Source organism: Nissabacter archeti (assembly GCF_018257325.1).
Taxonomy (GTDB): domain Bacteria; phylum Pseudomonadota; class Gammaproteobacteria; order Enterobacterales; family Enterobacteriaceae; genus Chimaeribacter; species Chimaeribacter arupi.
Genome location: NZ_JAERKB010000017.1, coordinates 1 through 17,325, shown reverse-complemented (window position 1 = coordinate 17,325; position 17,325 = coordinate 1). Strand labels below are relative to the sequence as shown.

Here is a 17,325-nt window from a genome sequence, read left to right as displayed (position 1 = left end):
GTTACCTCACAACGGTTTTCTGTGGGCGGCGGTAGGCCCAAATCATCATAATGACGCCCGCCACGATCATCGGAATCGAGAGGATCTGCCCCATACTGATAATGCCGTCGAACAGCCCCAACTGGGCGTCCGGCTGGCGGAAATGCTCCACAATGATGCGGAAGGCGCCGTAACCGATCAGGAACAGGCCGGAGACGCTGCCCATCGGCCGCGGTTTGCGGATAAAGAGGTTCAGGATCAGGAACAGCACCACCCCTTCCAGCAGCAGTTCATAGATCTGCGACGGGTGGCGCGGCAGCACGCCATACTGGTTCAGCAGCGGCAGCAGGGACGGGTCAGCGACGGCAATCGCCATATCTTCACTGCGCGAGCCGGGGAACAGCATCGCCCACGGCGTGTGGGTGGTGACGCGGCCCCAGAGTTCACCGTTGATGAAGTTGCCGAGGCGGCCGGCACCGAGGCCAAACGGGATCAACGGCGCAATAAAATCAGAGACCTGGAAGAAGGTGCGGTGGGTGCGGCGGGCAAACAGCAGCATCACGCAGATCACACCCAGCAGGCCGCCGTGGAACGACATCCCGCCATCCCATACTTTGAACAGGTAGAGCGGGTTATCGAGGAACAGCGGCAGGTTGTAGAACAGCACATAGCCTACGCGGCCGCCGATAAACACACCCAGGAAACCGAAATAGAGCAGGTTTTCCACTTCATCTTTGGTCCAGCCGCTGCCGGGCTTGTTGGCGCGGCGCACCGCCAGCCACATGGCAAACACAAAGCCCACCAGGTACATCAGGCCGTACCAGTGGAGGGAAACCGGGCCCAGGGAGAAAATCACCGGGTCGAAGTCAGGAAACGCCAGATAGCTGTTACTCATCCATCACCACAATTTGTCGAATGTTAGCCCCAGGGGGGTCAGCAGGTTGCGAATCATAGCATAGGCGAAAAGCGGTCCGGGGCGGGAATAGGTATTTATCTGTAAAGAAAGGCGTCGGCGTCAACCGGCCAAAACGCGGCTATTTACCGCCGCGAATCAGCCCGCCGAGGCCACGGCGCTCCATAAACGCCGAGACGATGTGGCGCACGTCGGCGGTATGCGGGGCGGTGAGCACCCTGGCGGCCAGCGCGTCCGCTTCCTCACGCGTCACACGCCGCAGCAGGTATTTGATACGGGCAATGCTGCGCCCGTTCATGCTGAGGTGGCGGAAGCCCAGCCCGACCAGCAGCAGCGCGCCCATCGGGTCACCGGCCATCTCGCCGCACAGGCTGAGATCCAGCCCGGCCTGTGCGCTCTGGTCAGCGATCATTTTCAGCACCCGCAACATCGACGGGTGCAGGCTGTCGTACAGCGCCGCCACGCGGGTATTGTTGCGGTCCACCGCCAGCAGGTATTGCGTCAGGTCATTGGTGCCGACCGAGACGAAATCGACCCGCCCGGCCAGGTGGGGGATCAGGAACACCATCGCCGGCACTTCAATCATGATGCCCAGCCGCACCGGCGGCAGAGAGTAACCGAGCACCTCCTGCACCTCACGCCCGGCGCGCTCAATCAGGCGTTTCGCCTCATCGATTTCTTCCAGGCTGGTGATCATCGGCAACAGGATGCTGAGGTTGCCGGTGGCGGCATTGGCGCGCAGCATGGCGCGCACCTGAATCAGGAAGATTTCCGGCTGGTCGAGAGTGATGCGGATGCCGCGCCAGCCAAGGCAAGGGTTCTCTTCGCTGATCGGCATATAGGGAAGCTGTTTATCTGAGCCGATGTCGAGGGTGCGCAGCGTCACGGACTTCTGCGGGAAAATCTGCAACATGCCCTGATACTGCGCCACCTGCTCCTCTTCTGACGGGAAACCGCTTTGCAGCATAAACGGGATTTCCGTGCGGTAGAGGCCGATGCCGTCCACCCGGCCGCCGAACAGCTTTTCATGGTCGGCGCTCAGCCCGGCATTCAGCAGGGTGAAGACCCGCTCGCCGCTTTTCAGCTGCGCCGGTTCCTCCACGTCATCTTCCGCGCGCTGGCTCAGCTCCAGCTCTTCGTTGATCAGCCGCTGGTACTCCTGGATCAGCACCGGTTCCGGGTCGATCAGCAGTTCACCGCGATAGCCGTCAACGATCAGCGTGCGCTGGTTGAGCAGCGAGGTCTGGATGTCGGCGCCCATCACGGTCGGCACACCCATTGCCCGCACCAGGATCGCCGCGTGGGAGTTGGCGGCCCCATCGCGCACCACCACCCCGGCCAGCCGCTCCGGCGGCACTTCCGCCAGCAACGTGGCGGTCAGTTCGTCGGCCACCAGCACAAACCGCTCCGGCCAGGGGATGTCGCCCTGCACGCTGTCGTCGAGGTGGAACAGCAGCCGCTGGCCGAGCGCGCGCAAATCCCCGGCACGCTCGCGCATGTAGGCGTCCTGCAGGCTGGCGAACTGGGCAGCGAAATGCTCCACCACCTTTTTCACCGCCCACTCCGCCACGGAGCCGCCGTCTATCTCAAAATAGAGCTCACGCTTCAGGCGGGCATCATTCAGCAGGTGGGAGTAGAGGTCGAAGATCGCCGCGCTCTCTTTCTGCGCGCTGGCGGTAAAGCGTTTGCTGAAGCGGCGGAACTCCGCCCCGGCCTCTTCCAGCGCACGGGTCAGGCGTTCGCGCTCCCGGGTGCTGTCGAGGGTCGATGCCATATAGACCAGATCCAGCGACGGCTGCGAGCAGTCCTGCCAGCCCACGCCAATCGCCACGCCCGGTGAGGCGGGCAGCGCTTTGACGCGCGTCTGGCGGAAGCGGCCAAACAGCTCGGTCAGCTGCACCTGGGTCAGGAACCCGGCGATCTGCGTCGCCAGGGTGACCAGGAACGACTCTTCGCTCTCGTCGAACTGGCGATGTTCGCGCTGTTGCACCACCAGCACGCCCAGCAACTGGCGGCGGTGGATAATCGGCACCCCGAGGAAGGAACGGAAACGCTCCTCTTTCACCTGCGGGACATATTTGAAACTGGGGTGGCTGTGGGCATCGGCGAGGTTGATAGGCTCCGCCAGGCGGCCCACCAGCCCCACCACGCCCTCATCAAAGGCAAGCGTCACCTGTTTACCGCGCGGTTTTTTCAGGCCGCGCGTGGCCATCAGGTAGTAGCAGCGGCGATCGTTGTCCGCCAGGTAGATGGAGCAGACTTCAGTGTCCATCGCCAGGCAGGTTTCGTTGACGAGCAGATCCAGCGCCTCGTTCAGGCTGGTTGCCGCGGCGACTTTTTCAACAATTTCTCGCAAACGCGTGAGCATAATCTGCGTGACTTAACCTCTTTTGCGACGGTAAGCAGGGGGTGAGCGAGGCGGGCTTAACTCCTGCACCGGCATCACGGTTGTGGAAAACTCTTTCATCACACGGCGATAGACATCACGTTTAAAGGAGACGACCTGCCGTACCGGATACCAGAAACTGACCCAGCGCCAGCCGTCAAATTCCGGCGTGCTGCTGCGTTGCATATTGATATCCGCGTCGTCGCACATGAGCTGCAAGAGAAACCATTTTTGCTTTTGGCCGATACAAACCGGCTTTGTGTCCCAACGCACCAAACGTTTTGGCAATTTATAGCGCAACCAGTTGCGGGTTGAGGCCAGAATGCGCACATCTTTCCGGTTCAGCCCCACTTCTTCAAACAGTTCACGGTACATCGCCTGCTCAGCGGTTTCACCGGGGTTAATCCCCCCCTGAGGAAACTGCCAGGAGTGCTGACCGTAACGACGGGCCCAGAGTACCTGCCCCTGCCGATTACAGATTACGATACCAACATTCGGGCGGTAGCCATCATCATCGATCACCGGACTACCTCAAATAAGCGTAAATGCATATGCCTTGATTGTTTCACACTCCCAACAGGCGGTAAACCACTGCTTATCAGCCGTTCATCAGGAATAACACCGGGATAACCCACAGCTTCCTGCCAAGTTATAAACATATCCCCGGCTACACCCCCGATTTTATTCACGTTTTCTGTGGATATCTTTGTGCAGAACTTCAGGGTAACGCCTTAAACCCCCCGGCGGTGGATAACTTCACCCCTGGGTACTCTCAGCATTATCTTATTTAAAACAGCACGATAACCCCGTATGCCGCGGCGCGGCGGCAGAGATAATGTGAGCAATATCACCTTTCATTGTTGATGAGGTTAAAAATCAAACAAAGTTGGTTTTATCCACAGATAATGCCAATTTATTGGACATAAAAAGAGTAAATTATCCAAAACCCCGCCGCGTCAAGCCTGTGGATGAAACCAGTAGTACGTATTAAGCCGGGTTATCCCAAAAATCTGTGGATAACCTGGTGTAAGATCCTGTTTATTGTCAGCGGCAAACGGTGAAAAAAAGCGGTGCCTTTCAGGTTATCGGCAAATTAACAGAAAAATTTATCAGCTAAATCATGCTATTATTCTGTTTTTCCCCCACCTGGCGCGAAATACCGCTCCCAGGGGAAAGACCAGTACATTTTTTAACCACTCCGACAGGTGACACGCATGGGCCTCTCTCCCCTTCCTCCACCGCAACACAGTGATGAACTGCTGCAACGCGCCCAGGCGCTGGCCGGGTACTCACTGGGCGACCTGGCCACGCAGGCCGGCATCGCTATTCCGGCCAATTTAAAACGGGATAAAGGCTGGGTTGGGATGCTGCTGGAGTTCTACCTCGGGGCCACCGCCGGCAGCAAAGCAGAGCAGGATTTCCCGGCGCTGGGCGTGGAGCTGAAAACCATCCCGGTGGATGCCGCCGGGAAACCGCTGGAGACGACCTTTGTCTGCGTGGCCCCGCTCACCGGTAACAGCGGCGTCAGCTGGGAACGCAGCCATGTGCGCCATAAACTGTCGCGGGTGCTGTGGGTGCCGGTGGAGGGCGAACGCGTGCTGCCGCTGGCAGAGCGGCGCATCGGTGCGCCGTTGCTCTGGTCGCCCAGCCCGGAAGAGGAAGATCAACTGCGCTGTGACTGGGAAGAATTGATGGACATGATCGTGCTCGGTAAGGTTGAGAGCATCACCGCCCGCCACGGCGAGGTGCTGCAACTGCGGCCCAAAGCGGCCAACAGCAAGGCGCTGACCGAGGCGATAGGCGATCGCGGCCAGCCGATCATGACGCTGCCGCGCGGGTTCTACCTGAAAAAGAACTTTACCGCGGCGCTGCTGGCGCGGCATTTCCTCATGTGAGGGCAGCGTTAAGGTAAGCGTGCGGAAAATCAGACTTTTGGAGGAGATTTTGCCTGGCTTTTTATGGCAGTTTGCTACGCTTAATACACCTTTGCCGTCTGCCGAATAGTAAGGAAATCATCATGAAAACATGGGCCATTGCTGCCTCTGCGCTGGTTGTTGCACTCTCTCTCACCGGTTGTTCCAGCGATTACGTCATCGCCACCAAAGAGGGCAATATGATCCTGACTCAGGGTAAACCGAAAATTGATAAGGAAACCGGCTTAATCAGTTATACGGATGAGCAGGGTAACCAGCGTCAGATTAACGGCGACAGTGTTAACCAGGTGATTGAAAGGTAACAAATTAGTTAACCATTGCCCGGCGGGAAACAGCATTGTCCGGCCGGGCCGGGTGGCTTCCGGCACCCACCGGGCTGCGCCCTTCTCTTCCCCGGCCACTTTCCCCCTCCCGGCAGCTTGGTTATAGTCAATCCGGCATTGATCATCTGTGCGAGAAGAAAAACGCGATTGTGAAGAAAAGATAACGTCCCCAGAGACGCATTTTTTCAGCCTATATTCTTAACACTAAGGAAAACCGGCAATGCATTATCACCGTATCCCCCACAGCTCTTTGGAAGTCAGCGTTCTGGGATTGGGCACCATGACCTTCGGTGAGCAAAACAGCGAAGCCGATGCCCACCAGCAACTCGATTATGCCCTGTCCGCCGGGATTAACCTGATCGATACCGCAGAAATGTACCCGGTGCCGCCGCGCCCTGAGACACAAGGGCTGACTGAAAGCTATATCGGCAGTTGGCTGAAGGCGCGCGGCTGCCGTGAGAAAGTGGTGCTGGCAAGCAAGGTGTCCGGGCCGTCACGCGGCAGTGATGCCGCCATCCGCCCCGACCAGGCCCTCGACCGTAAAAACATCCGCAACGCGCTGGATGCCAGCCTGAAACGCCTGAACACCGATTACCTCGACCTCTACCAGCTGCATTGGCCGCAGCGCCAGACCAACTGCTTCGGTAAGCTGAACTACACCTACACCGATGACAAACCCGCCGTGACGCTGCTGGAGACGCTGGAAGCGCTGAACGAGCAGGTTCGCGCCGGGAAAATCCGCTATATCGGCGTCTCCAACGAAACCCCGTGGGGCGTGATGCGCTACCTGCAACTGGCGGAAAAGCACGACCTGCCGCGCATTGTCTCGATCCAGAACCCCTACAGCCTGCTGAACCGCAGCTTTGAGGTGGGCCTGGCAGAGATAAGCCACCACGAGGGCGTGGAGTTGCTGGCCTACTCCAGCCTGGCGTTCGGCACGCTGAGCGGCAAATACCTGAACGGTGCCAGACCGGCCGGCGCGCGCAATACCCTGTTCAGCCGTTTCACGCGCTATACCGGGGAACAGGCGGAGCAGGCGATTGCTGAGTACGTGGCGCTGGCGAAACGCCATAACCTTGACCCGTCGCAGATGGCACTGGCCTTTGTGCGCCAGCAGCCGTTTGTCGCCAGTACCCTGTTGGGTGCCACCACGCTGGATCAACTGAAGCTCAACATCGACAGCCAGAACCTGGTGCTGGATGAAACGATCATGCAGGAACTGGAAGCGATCCACCGCCGCTTTACCATTCCGGCGCCGTAACCCTTTTGCACATCAGGCAAAAAAACAGGGCGGAAATTCCGCCCTGTTTTCATGGTGAGGGGTGTTTGAGGGGAATGACCGTGGATTAGCCCGTCCGCCGCCCCTGCCAGAGCCACAGCCCGCCAATCGCCAGCGCAAACAGCACACCAAAGCCAATCCCTACCGCCACCACCGGCGTGCCCAGCTTCACCACCAGCGAGTAGAGGCCGAGCATCAGCAGCATCGCGCTGTTTTCCCCCAGGTTTTGCACCGCAATCGCGTTACCCGCCCCGACGGTGAGTTTGCCGCGCTCCTGCAACAGCGCGTTGAGCGGCACCACAAAGAAGCCGCCGAGCAGGCCAATCGCCACCAGCAGCACGGCTGCATTCACCAGCTGATGCTGGAGCGCAAACAGCACCACCGCCACGCCCATTAAAATCCCGGCCGGCATACAGCGTTTCACGGTTTTCAGCGTCACCAGCCAGGCCGCAGCCCCGGCCCCGAGCACAATGCCAATCGCCACAAAGGCGTTCAGCAGCGTCGGCAGGGTGTGGGTGGTGATGCCGAGCGCCACCGGCACCCACAGCACCAGCAGCAACCGCAGCGTGACACCCGCGCCCCAGAACAGGCTGGTGCCCACCAGCGAGAAACGGGCGCCGCTGTCCTGCCACAGGGTGCGTGCCGCCTGCGCAAAGGCGCTGACCATCCGCACCGGGTGCCACGGCTGGCCGGGGCGCGCCGCCGCCAGCCGCGGGATAAACAGGTTCGCCACCACCGCCGCCCCATAGGCCGCGGCACACACGCCGATGGCCGCCAGCAGGTGCCAGTCCGCCAGCCAGCCACCGGCCACCGACCCGAGCAGGATTGCGGCGATGGTCGAGGACTCCATCAGCCCATTGGCTTTGACCAGCTGCTCACCGCGGGTGATCTCGCCGAGGATGCCGTACTTGGCCGGGGAATAGGCCGCCGCCCCCACGCCCACCAGCGCGTAGCCGAGGAACGGGTTCAGCCCGGCCAGAATCGCCGCCGCCCCCACCAGCTTCAGCAGGTTGGCGACCATCATCACCCGCCCTTTGGCGACGCTGTCGGCAAACTGCCCGACAAAGGGTGCCAGCACAATATACGCGGCGACAAACGCCATCTGGAGGATCGGCTGGCTCCAGTCGGGGTAGTGTTGCTGGGTGATCAGCGCCAGGGTGGCGAACAGCAGCGCGTTGTCACCAAAAGCGGAGAGGAACTGCGCCACAATCACCGCCACCATACTGCGCGACAGCAGGCCGTCACCGGCCTTCAGGTTCTGTATCATGCTGTGCTCTCCGGGTTTTCGGCCATCTGGCGCAGGGCGACGAAGTCAGGTTTACCGCTGCCGAGCAGCGGCAGGGCTTTCACCACGCGGATGTCACGCGGTACTGCCAGCTCCGGGGTGCCGCTGTCACGCGCGGCGTTCAGCAACTGTTCGCGCGTCAGCCCGCGATCCGTGGTGAACAGCACCAGCGTCTCGCCGCGGGTGCTGTCGGGGCGCGAGGCGGCGGCGTGTTGCCCTTCCGGCGAGGCCCGCAGCGCCAGTTGTTCGACGCTCTCCAGTGACACCATTTCCCCGGCCAGTTTGGCGAAGCGCTTCACCCGGCCAAGGATGGTGCAGAAGCCCTGTTCGTCCAGCGTCACGATGTCGCCGGTGTCATACCAGCCGGGCTGCATCTGGCCTTCACGGTTTTCCGCCGCCGGTGTCTCCAGCCGGCCGGGGTTTTCCACCCGCAAATAGCCTTTCATGATGTTCGGCCCTTTCAGTTGCAGCCGCCCGCCCTGCTCAATGCCCGCCACCGGGATCAGGCGCGCCTGCATACCCGGCAGGATGCGCCCGACAGTGCCCGCTTTCGCCGCCATCGGCACGTTAATTGCCACTACCGGCGCACACTCGGTGACGCCGTAGCCCTCCAAGATGCGGATGCCGAATTTATCCTGCCAGACCTGTTTCGTGCCGGCGGAGAGTTTCTCTGCGCCCGCCACCACGTAGCGCACACGTGCGAAATCATACGGGTGGGCGAAGCGCGCATAGTTGCCGAGGAAGGTGGACGTGCCGAACAGCACCGTGCAGTTGCGGTCATACACCAGTTCCGGCACCACGCGGTAGTGCAGCGGGCTGGGGTAGAGGAACACGCGGCTGCCGGTCATCAGCGGCGTCAGCAGCCCCACCGTGAGGCCGAAGGCGTGGAACAGCGGCAGCGCCGACATAAAGCGGTCACGCGGGGTGAAGTCCGCCACGGTGCGAATCTGCTCGACGTTCGCCAGCAGGCTGGCGTGGCTGTGCACCACGCCTTTCGGGTTGCCCTCGGAACCGGAGGTAAACAAAATGACCGCGGCATCGTCCGGCTTTTGCGGCACCCTTGCCCGGCGCGGGAACAGCAGATGGGTGAGGATCCAGAGCTTGTCTTCCGTGGTCACGGTGTCTTTCAAATCTTCGAGATAGACCCAGTTGGCCTCCGTCACCTGCTCCGGCAGCGCAGTCAGGTTGCCCTTCTCAAGGAACTGGCGCGAGGTGACGATGGTGCGGATCTCCGCCGCTTTCATCGCACTGCGCAGGCCCTTCACCCCGGCGGTGTAGTTCAGCAGTGCCGGCACCCGCCCGCGCAGCGTCGCGCCGAGGATCGCCGCCGCCATGATGGTGGCATTGGGCAGCAGCAGCCCGACATGCTCGCGCTCCTGCGTGAAACGTTGCAGGATGCGGCTCACCCCGAGCGTTTTTTTCAGCAGCCCGTGGTAACTGTCCTCCTGGAAATTGATGTCTTCAATCACCGGCTTGAAGCGGCCGTAACGGGTCTGCGCCGCCAGCAGCGCGTCGAACAGCGTCTGCGGCTCACACGTCGCCATGCGCGCGTCCATCATGATCTGATGCAGGCGCGCCCCGGCCAGCACCCGGCGCTCACGGGCGCGCGGGGCGTCCGGCATCGGCACCCTGGTCGGCGGCAGCACGCGGATCGTGACTTTCGGGAACAAACGGGTCTGGAAATCGCCGCGCAACCGGCCGAACGGCGTGAACTCCGCGCCGTCGATGCGCACCGGCAGCACCGTGGCACCGGAACGGGCCGCAATAAAGGCCGCGCCGTCATAAATTTTCATCAGCGAACCGGTCACCGTGATCCGCCCTTCGGGGAAGACCACAACCGGCCGCCCGGCCTGCACCTCGCGCACCAGCCGCTTGATCGCCATCGGGTTGGTGGGGTCGAGCGGCACAAAATCGACGTAGGGCTTAATCAGCCGCATAAACCAGCGGTCAGTGATACGGCTGTAAACGGCAAACACCGGCTTAACCGGCAGGAATAACGCCAGCAGCGCGCCGTCGAGGAATGAGACATGGTTTGGCGTGATAAGTAACTTGTCATGCCGGAACTGCGCCGGGTCAGCCTCGACCGAGACACGAAACAGGATTCTGAATAATCCCCTGAGCAATGCATACACAGCCCATCTCCTTATGAGGAAACCGGGCAACAACATGCTGCCCTGAACAGGGCACAGGATAGCGTACCCGCCCGCCACTGACGACCGGGCAACAGTAAAGTTCGTTTAAGTAAGGGCACGGAAAGGGACAGGAATCGCAGGCAAAAAAAAACCTACGCATCCGCGTAGGTTGGTGCAATTGAATAGGCTCTCAACATACAGAGTATGTTGATTTCTCACCAATCAATACCTCTGGGACGTCCTACTCTAGAGATCGCCCCCTTAAGAAACCACCGCTGAATCGAAAGAGTTCTGCTCTAAATGCAACCAACTGTAAAATCCCTTCCGTTCATGTAATCAACGAATTAAAAGTACATAAACCCGCGGTTTTATGGTTTTTTTCCCACGGCCTGCGGCGGGGTTTCTACGGCGCTCACCTCCACCAGGCAGCTCATGGCATTTGGCCCCTGAGTTAATGACGACGTCCCTATATCCAGCGTCAATACATTCGGGTTGCCCGCCTGCTCCACGTCTTCACGCTGCGTGCCGAAGCCGGGATCAAACCATGCGCCGGTGGCCATCACCACCACGCCGGGGGCGAGGCCCGCATTCAGGCGCAGCCCGGCGAGGCAGGCCCCGCGCGCATTATGCACCCGCACCACCCCGCCCTCACGCAGGCCACGGGCGGCGGCGTCATCCGGGCGCATCTGGATCGTCTCTTTCCCGGCCGTTTTATTGCCCTGCGCCAGCGGGGCCTGATCCAGCTGGCTGTGCAGGCGGTCGCTGGGCTGCACGGTGATCAGGTGCAGCGGCCAGCGTGCGGCGGCGGCGTCCCCCAGCCATTCCACCGGCGGTTGCCACTGCGGGTGCGGGGCCATGTCGGCATGGCCGAACCCGGCCAGCGTCTCGCTGTACAGCTCAATCTTGCCGCTCGGCGTCTTCAGCGGGTGGCGCTGCGGGTCTTGCCGGAAACGCTCAAAAAAGACGTACGGCGTGCTGGGTTGCGGCAGCTCAACGTGGCCCCGCTGCCAGAAGGTGTCGAAATCCGGCCAGGTGACGCCGGTGCCCGCCTGCGCCTCGCCGCATTGCTGGTAGATATGGCGCAGCCACGCCTGCTCATCACGCCCGCCGGTAAAGGCGTCACGGTAGCCGAGCCGCTCGGCCAGCTCGCTGAAAATATCGAAATCGTTGCGGGCCTGATGCAACGGCGCAATCGCCTGATGCATGGCGAAGACGTAGCGATCGCGCGAGGAGCCGCCGATGTCGTTGCGCTCCAGGGTCGAGGTCACCGGCAGCACGATGTCGGCCAGCTTCGCTGCCGGTGTCCACCAGATGTCCTGCACGATGATGGTCTCCGGCTTCTCCCAGCCTGCCAGCAGCCGGTTGAGTTGCTGGTGATGGTGGAACGGGTTGCCGCCCGCCCAGTGCACCAGCTTAACGTCCGGATAATGGTGGGTTTCGCCCTGGAAACTGTAGGGCGCGCCGGGGTTGAGCAGCATGTCGGCAATACGCGCCACCGGGATTGCCAGCCCGGCCGGGTTCGGCACGGCGGGCATTGACGGCCCCGGCGTGTCATGGCGCGGGTTGCCGACGCTGTTCATCGAACCGTGGCCGAACGAGAAGCCGCCGCCCGGCAACCCGACCTGGCCGAGCATCGCACTCAGCGCAATCATCATCCAGTAAGGTTGCTCGCCGCGATGGGCGCGCTGGACGGCGTAGGCGCAGGTGATAAAGCTGCGTACGCCAATTAACTGTTGTGCCAGTTGGCGGATGCGCGCCGCCGGGATGCCGGTGATCGCCGCTGCCCAGGCCGGGGTTTTTGCCACGCCGTCACTGCTGCCGTTCAGGTAGGCGCGCAATGGCGGCCAGCCGGTGCAGTACGTCGCCATAAAGGTGTCATCCACGGCACCCAGCCGGTCAATCTCATGCCCCAGCGCCAGCATCAGCGCCACGTCGGTATTGGGGCGGATCGGGATCCACTCCGCATTGAGGAACGCGGGGCAGTCGTCACGGGTCGGGCTGATGTTGATAACCGGCGTGCCCTGCGCGGCCAGCCGCGCCAGCCAGGGTTTCAGCGTATGTTCACCCGCGCCGCCGGAGGCCACCTGCGCATTTTTCAGCGCCAGCCCGCCAAAGGCCACCAGCACGTCCGCGTGGTCAGCCACGCTCTGCCAGTCGGTGACGCGCCCGGTCAGCGGGCTGAAGGTGCCGATCACATGCGGCAGGAAGAATTGCGCCGCGCCCCAGCTGTAATTACCGACCTGATCGACCCCGCCGCCGCCGCTGAAGTAAAAGCGCCGCACCAGCGAACGCGCATGGTGCAGGCGCCCGGCGGAGGACCAGCCGTAAGAGCCGGTAAACAGCCCGCCGGGGCCGTGGCGGTCGCGTACCCGTTGGTTCTCTTCTGCGACCAGCGCCAGCGCCTCGTCCCATTCGACCTCAACAAATTCCTCACGCCCGCGCAGGCTGCGGTCACTGTGTTCACGGCGTTGCAGCCAGGAGCGGCGCACTGCCGGTTTGCGGATGCGGCTATCGGCGTAGATCGCCGGGGCGATGGCGGCCAGCATCGGTGACGGGTCACGGTCAGCGGCAAAGGGCTCGCAACCGGTCAGCACGCCATCGTCGACGACAGCAGTGTAGGCGCCCCAGTGCGCCAGGTGCGGGAAACGTTGTATCGGCATGGTTATTGTTCGCAGGCTATCAGGCAGGCCGTCAACCTATCACCAACCGCCCGCCTTGCCAAATCTGCGCCGCCGCCCGTGGGGGCTTCTACACTTTACAGATGATGGTTTACGCACCGCCGCTGGCGGAAAAGGAGCCGTGATGGCCGATCCCTGCTGGTACCCGCTGCTCAGCCTGCCGCCCTACCCGGCTGAGCGTTTTGCGCCGCTGGCTGACCGGCTGGCGCGGCTGCTGATGACGAAAAACGATCTGCTGCTGATCCAGGGCGAAGCGATGCTGGCGCTGGAGTCGGTGGCGGTGAGCCTGTCGCGCCCCGGTATGCATATCCTGAATGTGGTCACCAGCCCCTACGGCCTCTACTTCAGCCAGTGGCTACGGCGCGGCGGCGCAGAGGTACACGACGTCAAAGCGCCGTCCGGTTACCCGATCACGCCGGCGGCGTTTGATCAGGCGCTGGACGCTATGCCGACGCTGGACGCAGTGGTGCTGGCGCATGGTGAGGCGGCCAGCGGCATTGTTAACCCGCTGAGTGAGATTGCCGCGCGCGTCCGCCAACGCCAGGCGCTGCTGGTGGTGGATGCGGTGGCGTCGGTCGGCGGCCATACGCTGGATGTGGACGGCCTCGGCATTGATATCGCGGTGATCGGCCCGCAAAAGGCGCTGGGCGGCCCGGCGGGCCTGTCTGCCGTCAGCGTCAGCGCACGCGCCTGGCCGCGGCTGATGACGCCCGCCGGGTACGCGCAATCCTGCCTGTCACTCAACGAGCTGAAACGCCAATGGCTGGATCGCGGCCGCGGCGCGCTGCCCGGCACGCCCTCCGCCGGGGATTTCTGGGCGCTGGAATCCGCGCTGGACCGGCTGGAAAACGAAGGGCTGGTCGCCCTGATTAACCGCCACCTCAAGGCCGCACAGGCGACACGCGCCGGGCTGCGGGCGCTGGGGGTGGTGCCGTGGGTATCAGACGAGGCGTGCGCGTCGTCGCTGGTGACGGCTGCCCCGGTACCGGAGGACGTTGATACCGATGCCTTAATCGCGGATGCATTGGCGCTGGGCGCGGCCATCTCGCCCGGCGTCGGGGTGATCGCCCACCAGTTGGTGCGCCTTCACCACAGCGGCATCCATGCCGTGTTTCCCTCCGTGTTAACCAATGTGGTGGCTTACGGCGCGGCATTGGCGCGCCACGGCTGCCCGGCGGATGTGGCGGCGGCCGCGGCGGTCATCACCCATCATTACCTGCCGCTGCCTGGTGCAGCAGGCCATCAGCATACCGAGCCGACGTTGTAACCGCTGCCATTACGCCCGGTGATTATCTTTCGAGTGAAAGCCCCGCTTTCGCCGGAAAAATGCCTGTTTCTTTCGGTTGCAGCCCCAGTATGGGATCTGGCTCCCTTGCAGCCGCGGTGCTTTTCCGCAAAACTGAGGTGTAAGCGATTACCCCGCTGCCTGATGATGACATCAGGCGATGTAATCAGGCTGCCGTACACGGCACCTCACTTTGTATGATGGAATCACTATGGCCACGATTAAGGATGTTGCCAGGCTGGCGGGCGTTTCCGTTGCCACGGTATCACGCGTTATCAACCACTCCCCGAAAGCCAGCGAAAATTCACGCCTCAGCGTATTGAGCGCCATGGAGCAGCTGCAATATCACCCGAATGCCAATGCCCGCGCACTGGCCCAGCAGTCCAGCGAGACACTGGGGCTGGTGGTCGGCGATGTCTCCGACCCGTTTTTCGGTGCGATGGTGAAAGCCGTGGAACAGGTTGCCTATAACACCGGGAATTTCCTGCTGATCGGCAACGGCTACCACAATGCGGAGAAGGAGCGGCAGGCGATTGAGCAGCTGATCCGCCACCGTTGCGGCGCGCTGGTGGTCCATGCCAAAAAATTGCCGGACGAGGAGCTGGCCGGGCTGATGGCGCAGATCCCGGGAATGGTGCTGATTAACCGTATTCTGCCCGGCTTTGAGGCGCGCTGTGTGGCGCTGGACGACCATTACGGTGCCTGGCTGGCGACCCGCCACCTGATTCAGGCCGGGCATCAGCGCATCGCGGTGATCTGCTCGAACCATCAGATCTCCGATGCCCACGACCGGCTCCAGGGCTATCTGGACGCGCTGAAGGAGCACAATATTGCGGTGGATGACCGGCTGATCGCCTATGGCGAGCCGGACGAAATTGGTGGTGAGCGGGCGATGATCGACCTGCTCGGCCACGGCAAAACCTTTACCGCCGTGACCTGTTATAACGACCCGATGGCTGCCGGGGCGCTGTCGGTGTTAAGTGATAACAGCATTGAGGTGCCGCAGCAGATGTCCCTGATTGGGTTTGATGATGTGCTGATTTCGCGCTACCTGCGCCCGCGCCTGACCACGGTGCGCTACCCGGTGGTGACGATGGCCAATCAGGCCGCTGAGCTGGCGCTGGCGCTGGCCAACAACCAGCCGCTGCCGGAAACCACCCACATGTTCAGCCCGACGCTGGTGCGCCGCCATTCGGTGATGGCCCCACCGGCCACGGCCCCGCAGCCGGTGCAGGCACCGGCCGGAGAAACCCCCTGAAGATTTCCCCAGCCGGTTTTTTATCCGGCAGGCTGTTTACCCGGAAAAGTACCAGTAGCCGCGGTTAATCAGCCCGGTCAGCACGGCCAGGAAAGCCGGATTCTGCCACGCCTCGCCCAGTTCTTCACGGCCCAGGGTGGTGTAGCGGCACAGCGCATCGGCCGCCGCCGGGTCGGGGGCGTCCAGCCGTTCGCTGTTGACGAAGCAGCGATCGCCGACGCGGATGACACGCAAGCCGCTCAGGCGGACCAGCGTTTCGCCTGCCTCGAGCGCGGCGGCGACTTCATCACTGTCATACGGGGGTTCTGCCGGGGCGATGTCCAGCTCATGGCGCGGCGTGGTGACAAACTGCCCGAGCCACTGGGTAAAGTCATCCGGTTGGTTGATCATCGCAATCATCATGTCGCGCAGGCGCTCCACCTCATGCGCCTCCATGCAGCCCGGATGCGCCCGGCGAGTTAACGCCGGGTCGCGGTAGTGTTCGCTGCCCAGATCGTTTTCCAGTGCGTAGTCGGCGAAGCTGCTGATCAGATCGCGGCCATTCGGCCCGCGGAAGCCCACGGAGTAGTTGAGTGCGGTATCCAGTGTCTGGCCATCATGCGGGAAGCCGGGCGGGATGTAGAGGATGTCGCCGGGTTCGAGTTCCTCATCAATAATCGGGGTGAACGGGTCCACATGCAGCAGGGCGGGATGCGGGCAGAACTGGCGCATCGGCAGGTTTTCGCCGACCCGCCAGCGGCGGCGGCCCATGCCCTGGATGATAAAGACGTCGTACTGGTCGATATGCGGCCCGACCCCGCCGCCCGGTACCGAGAAGGAGATCATCAGGTCATCCAGCCGCCAGTCCGGCAACACGCGAAATGGTGTGACCAGCGCCGCCGACGGGAGGTGCCAATGGTTGACCGCCTGCGCCAGCAGCGACCAGCCGGTTTCCCCGAGGTGGTCAAACGCCTCGAACGGCCCATGCTCCGCCTGCCACTGTCCGTTTTTATAGCTCACCAGCCGGCTATCGACTTCATTCTCCATCGCCAGCCCGGCCAGCTCATCCGGCGTAATCGGGTCTGCAAAGTGTTTAAACGCCTGTTTCAGCACCACCGGCCGTTTTTGCCAGTACGTTGTTAAAAAGTGATCCCAGTCCAGCTCAAGTTGATAATCCATAACGGCGCGCCCATGTGCGAAAAATGAGCCTGATTATAGGGAGCCTCACCCGCCCGCCACCTTGTTATGGGTCAAGTCTTCACCGGATGGAATTTTATTCATTTCTGAGAAAAACCAGGAAATTGCAGCGGGATAAACGCCCTGCTTTTTCCTGACATACCCAAAGAGTTGCAGGTTGGCGGCGGCATAAAAATCATTGCCGAGTGGAGCCGCAGTACATGAACACAGCCACGTTCAGCGAAATCCCACGAGCTATTCTTTCCTGACATACCCAAAGATTTGCAGTCTGGCGGGGGCGTAAAAATCATTGCCGAGTGGAGCCGCAGGGCCGAGCGAGCGGACAAAAAACCACCCCCTATTCTTTCCTTACATACCTGATGATTTGCAGAAAAGGTGGGGGCATTAAAATTATTGCCGACGAGGGCGTAGGGGCGGGTGAGCGGACATGGATGTCCGCGAAAGTCGCAGCCACGCCGGGAGCGTGTCTGCGGCGGCCCGAAAAGCCCGGAGGCGGAGCGAGGGGAGACGCGGCAGCGTCCAATGATTCAGCCGGGGCACCGAACGCGCGCGGGTGCAGGGCCGGCGCGCCGGCAGGCCCTGCTCGGTTGAGGATCGGATGGCCGGGTAGACAATGACACATAAACAACCGAAACCGACCACCCACTACAAACTCCGGCTATAAACCCAAACCCTCTCATCCGGATACTCCACCCCC

12 protein-coding genes are annotated in these 17,325 nt (G+C 61.9%); 5 read left to right on the top strand and 7 right to left on the bottom strand.

Translation table 11 applies throughout. The features are described 5' to 3' along the window. Position 1: 1 nt before the first annotated feature. The 3 genes from lgt to rppH all read right to left on the bottom strand — a co-directional run bounded on the left by lgt (position 2) and on the right by rppH (position 3,800). Entirely contained in the window at positions 2–874 is an 873-nt protein-coding gene (lgt, locus tag JK232_RS20240) for a prolipoprotein diacylglyceryl transferase (protein ID WP_072932576.1), read from the bottom strand. 139 nt (positions 875–1,013) lie between these two features. Next, positions 1,014–3,260, bottom strand: coding sequence for a phosphoenolpyruvate--protein phosphotransferase (ptsP, locus tag JK232_RS20235; RefSeq protein ID WP_072932579.1), 2,247 nt, complete (start codon positions 3,258–3,260; stop codon positions 1,014–1,016). A gap of 12 nt (positions 3,261–3,272) precedes the next feature. Further along, positions 3,273–3,800, bottom strand: coding sequence for an RNA pyrophosphohydrolase (gene rppH, locus JK232_RS20230; RefSeq protein ID WP_072932581.1), 528 nt, complete (start codon positions 3,798–3,800; stop codon positions 3,273–3,275). 692 nt (positions 3,801–4,492) lie between these two features. Between rppH and mutH the strand changes: the two genes are divergently transcribed. The 3 genes from mutH to JK232_RS20215 all read left to right on the top strand — a co-directional run bounded on the left by mutH (position 4,493) and on the right by JK232_RS20215 (position 6,796). After that, complete coding sequence (gene mutH, locus JK232_RS20225; RefSeq protein WP_072932585.1) at positions 4,493–5,173, top strand: DNA mismatch repair endonuclease MutH; 681 nt, start codon at positions 4,493–4,495, stop codon at positions 5,171–5,173. A gap of 122 nt (positions 5,174–5,295) precedes the next feature. Further along, entirely contained in the window at positions 5,296–5,514 is a 219-nt protein-coding gene (locus tag JK232_RS20220) for a YgdI/YgdR family lipoprotein (protein ID WP_072932587.1), read from the top strand. Between the two features lie 241 nt (positions 5,515–5,755). Then, a complete protein-coding gene (locus JK232_RS20215) occupies positions 5,756–6,796 on the top strand; it encodes an NADP(H)-dependent aldo-keto reductase (RefSeq protein ID WP_072932590.1) in 1,041 nt (346 codons plus the stop codon). Between the two features lie 85 nt (positions 6,797–6,881). Here the strand turns inward: JK232_RS20215 and lplT are convergent, their stop codons facing one another. From lplT to JK232_RS20200, 3 genes are all read right to left on the bottom strand, one after another. Then, positions 6,882–8,081 (bottom strand): lysophospholipid transporter LplT, encoded by a 1,200-nt coding sequence (gene lplT, locus JK232_RS20210; RefSeq protein WP_101834844.1) that lies wholly within the window; start codon positions 8,079–8,081, stop codon positions 6,882–6,884. Then, the gene (aas, locus tag JK232_RS20205) at positions 8,078–10,267 is read right to left on the bottom strand and encodes a bifunctional acyl-ACP--phospholipid O-acyltransferase/long-chain-fatty-acid--ACP ligase (protein WP_101834842.1); all 2,190 of its coding nucleotides are present in this window, start codon (positions 10,265–10,267) and stop codon (positions 8,078–8,080) included. The genes lplT and aas overlap by 4 nt, the downstream gene beginning before the upstream one ends. Positions 10,268–10,599: 332 nt before the next feature. Beyond that, complete coding sequence (locus JK232_RS20200) at positions 10,600–12,891, bottom strand: molybdopterin guanine dinucleotide-containing S/N-oxide reductase (RefSeq protein WP_101828694.1); 2,292 nt, start codon at positions 12,889–12,891, stop codon at positions 10,600–10,602. Positions 12,892–13,033: 142 nt separating this feature from the next. On the opposite strand from JK232_RS20200, the gene JK232_RS20195 reads away from it, so the two are divergent. Continuing rightward, the gene (locus JK232_RS20195; protein ID WP_212589626.1) at positions 13,034–14,176 is read left to right on the top strand and encodes a pyridoxal-phosphate-dependent aminotransferase family protein; all 1,143 of its coding nucleotides are present in this window, start codon (positions 13,034–13,036) and stop codon (positions 14,174–14,176) included. Between the two features lie 229 nt (positions 14,177–14,405). Then, entirely contained in the window at positions 14,406–15,452 is a 1,047-nt protein-coding gene (galR, locus tag JK232_RS20190; protein WP_072932604.1) for an HTH-type transcriptional regulator GalR, read from the top strand. Positions 15,453–15,488: 36 nt separating this feature from the next. Here galR and JK232_RS20185 read toward each other — a convergent pair whose 3' ends face one another. After that, the gene (locus JK232_RS20185; protein ID WP_072932606.1) at positions 15,489–16,610 is read right to left on the bottom strand and encodes a ribosomal protein uL16 3-hydroxylase; all 1,122 of its coding nucleotides are present in this window, start codon (positions 16,608–16,610) and stop codon (positions 15,489–15,491) included. Positions 16,611–17,325: the final 715 nt, after the last annotated feature.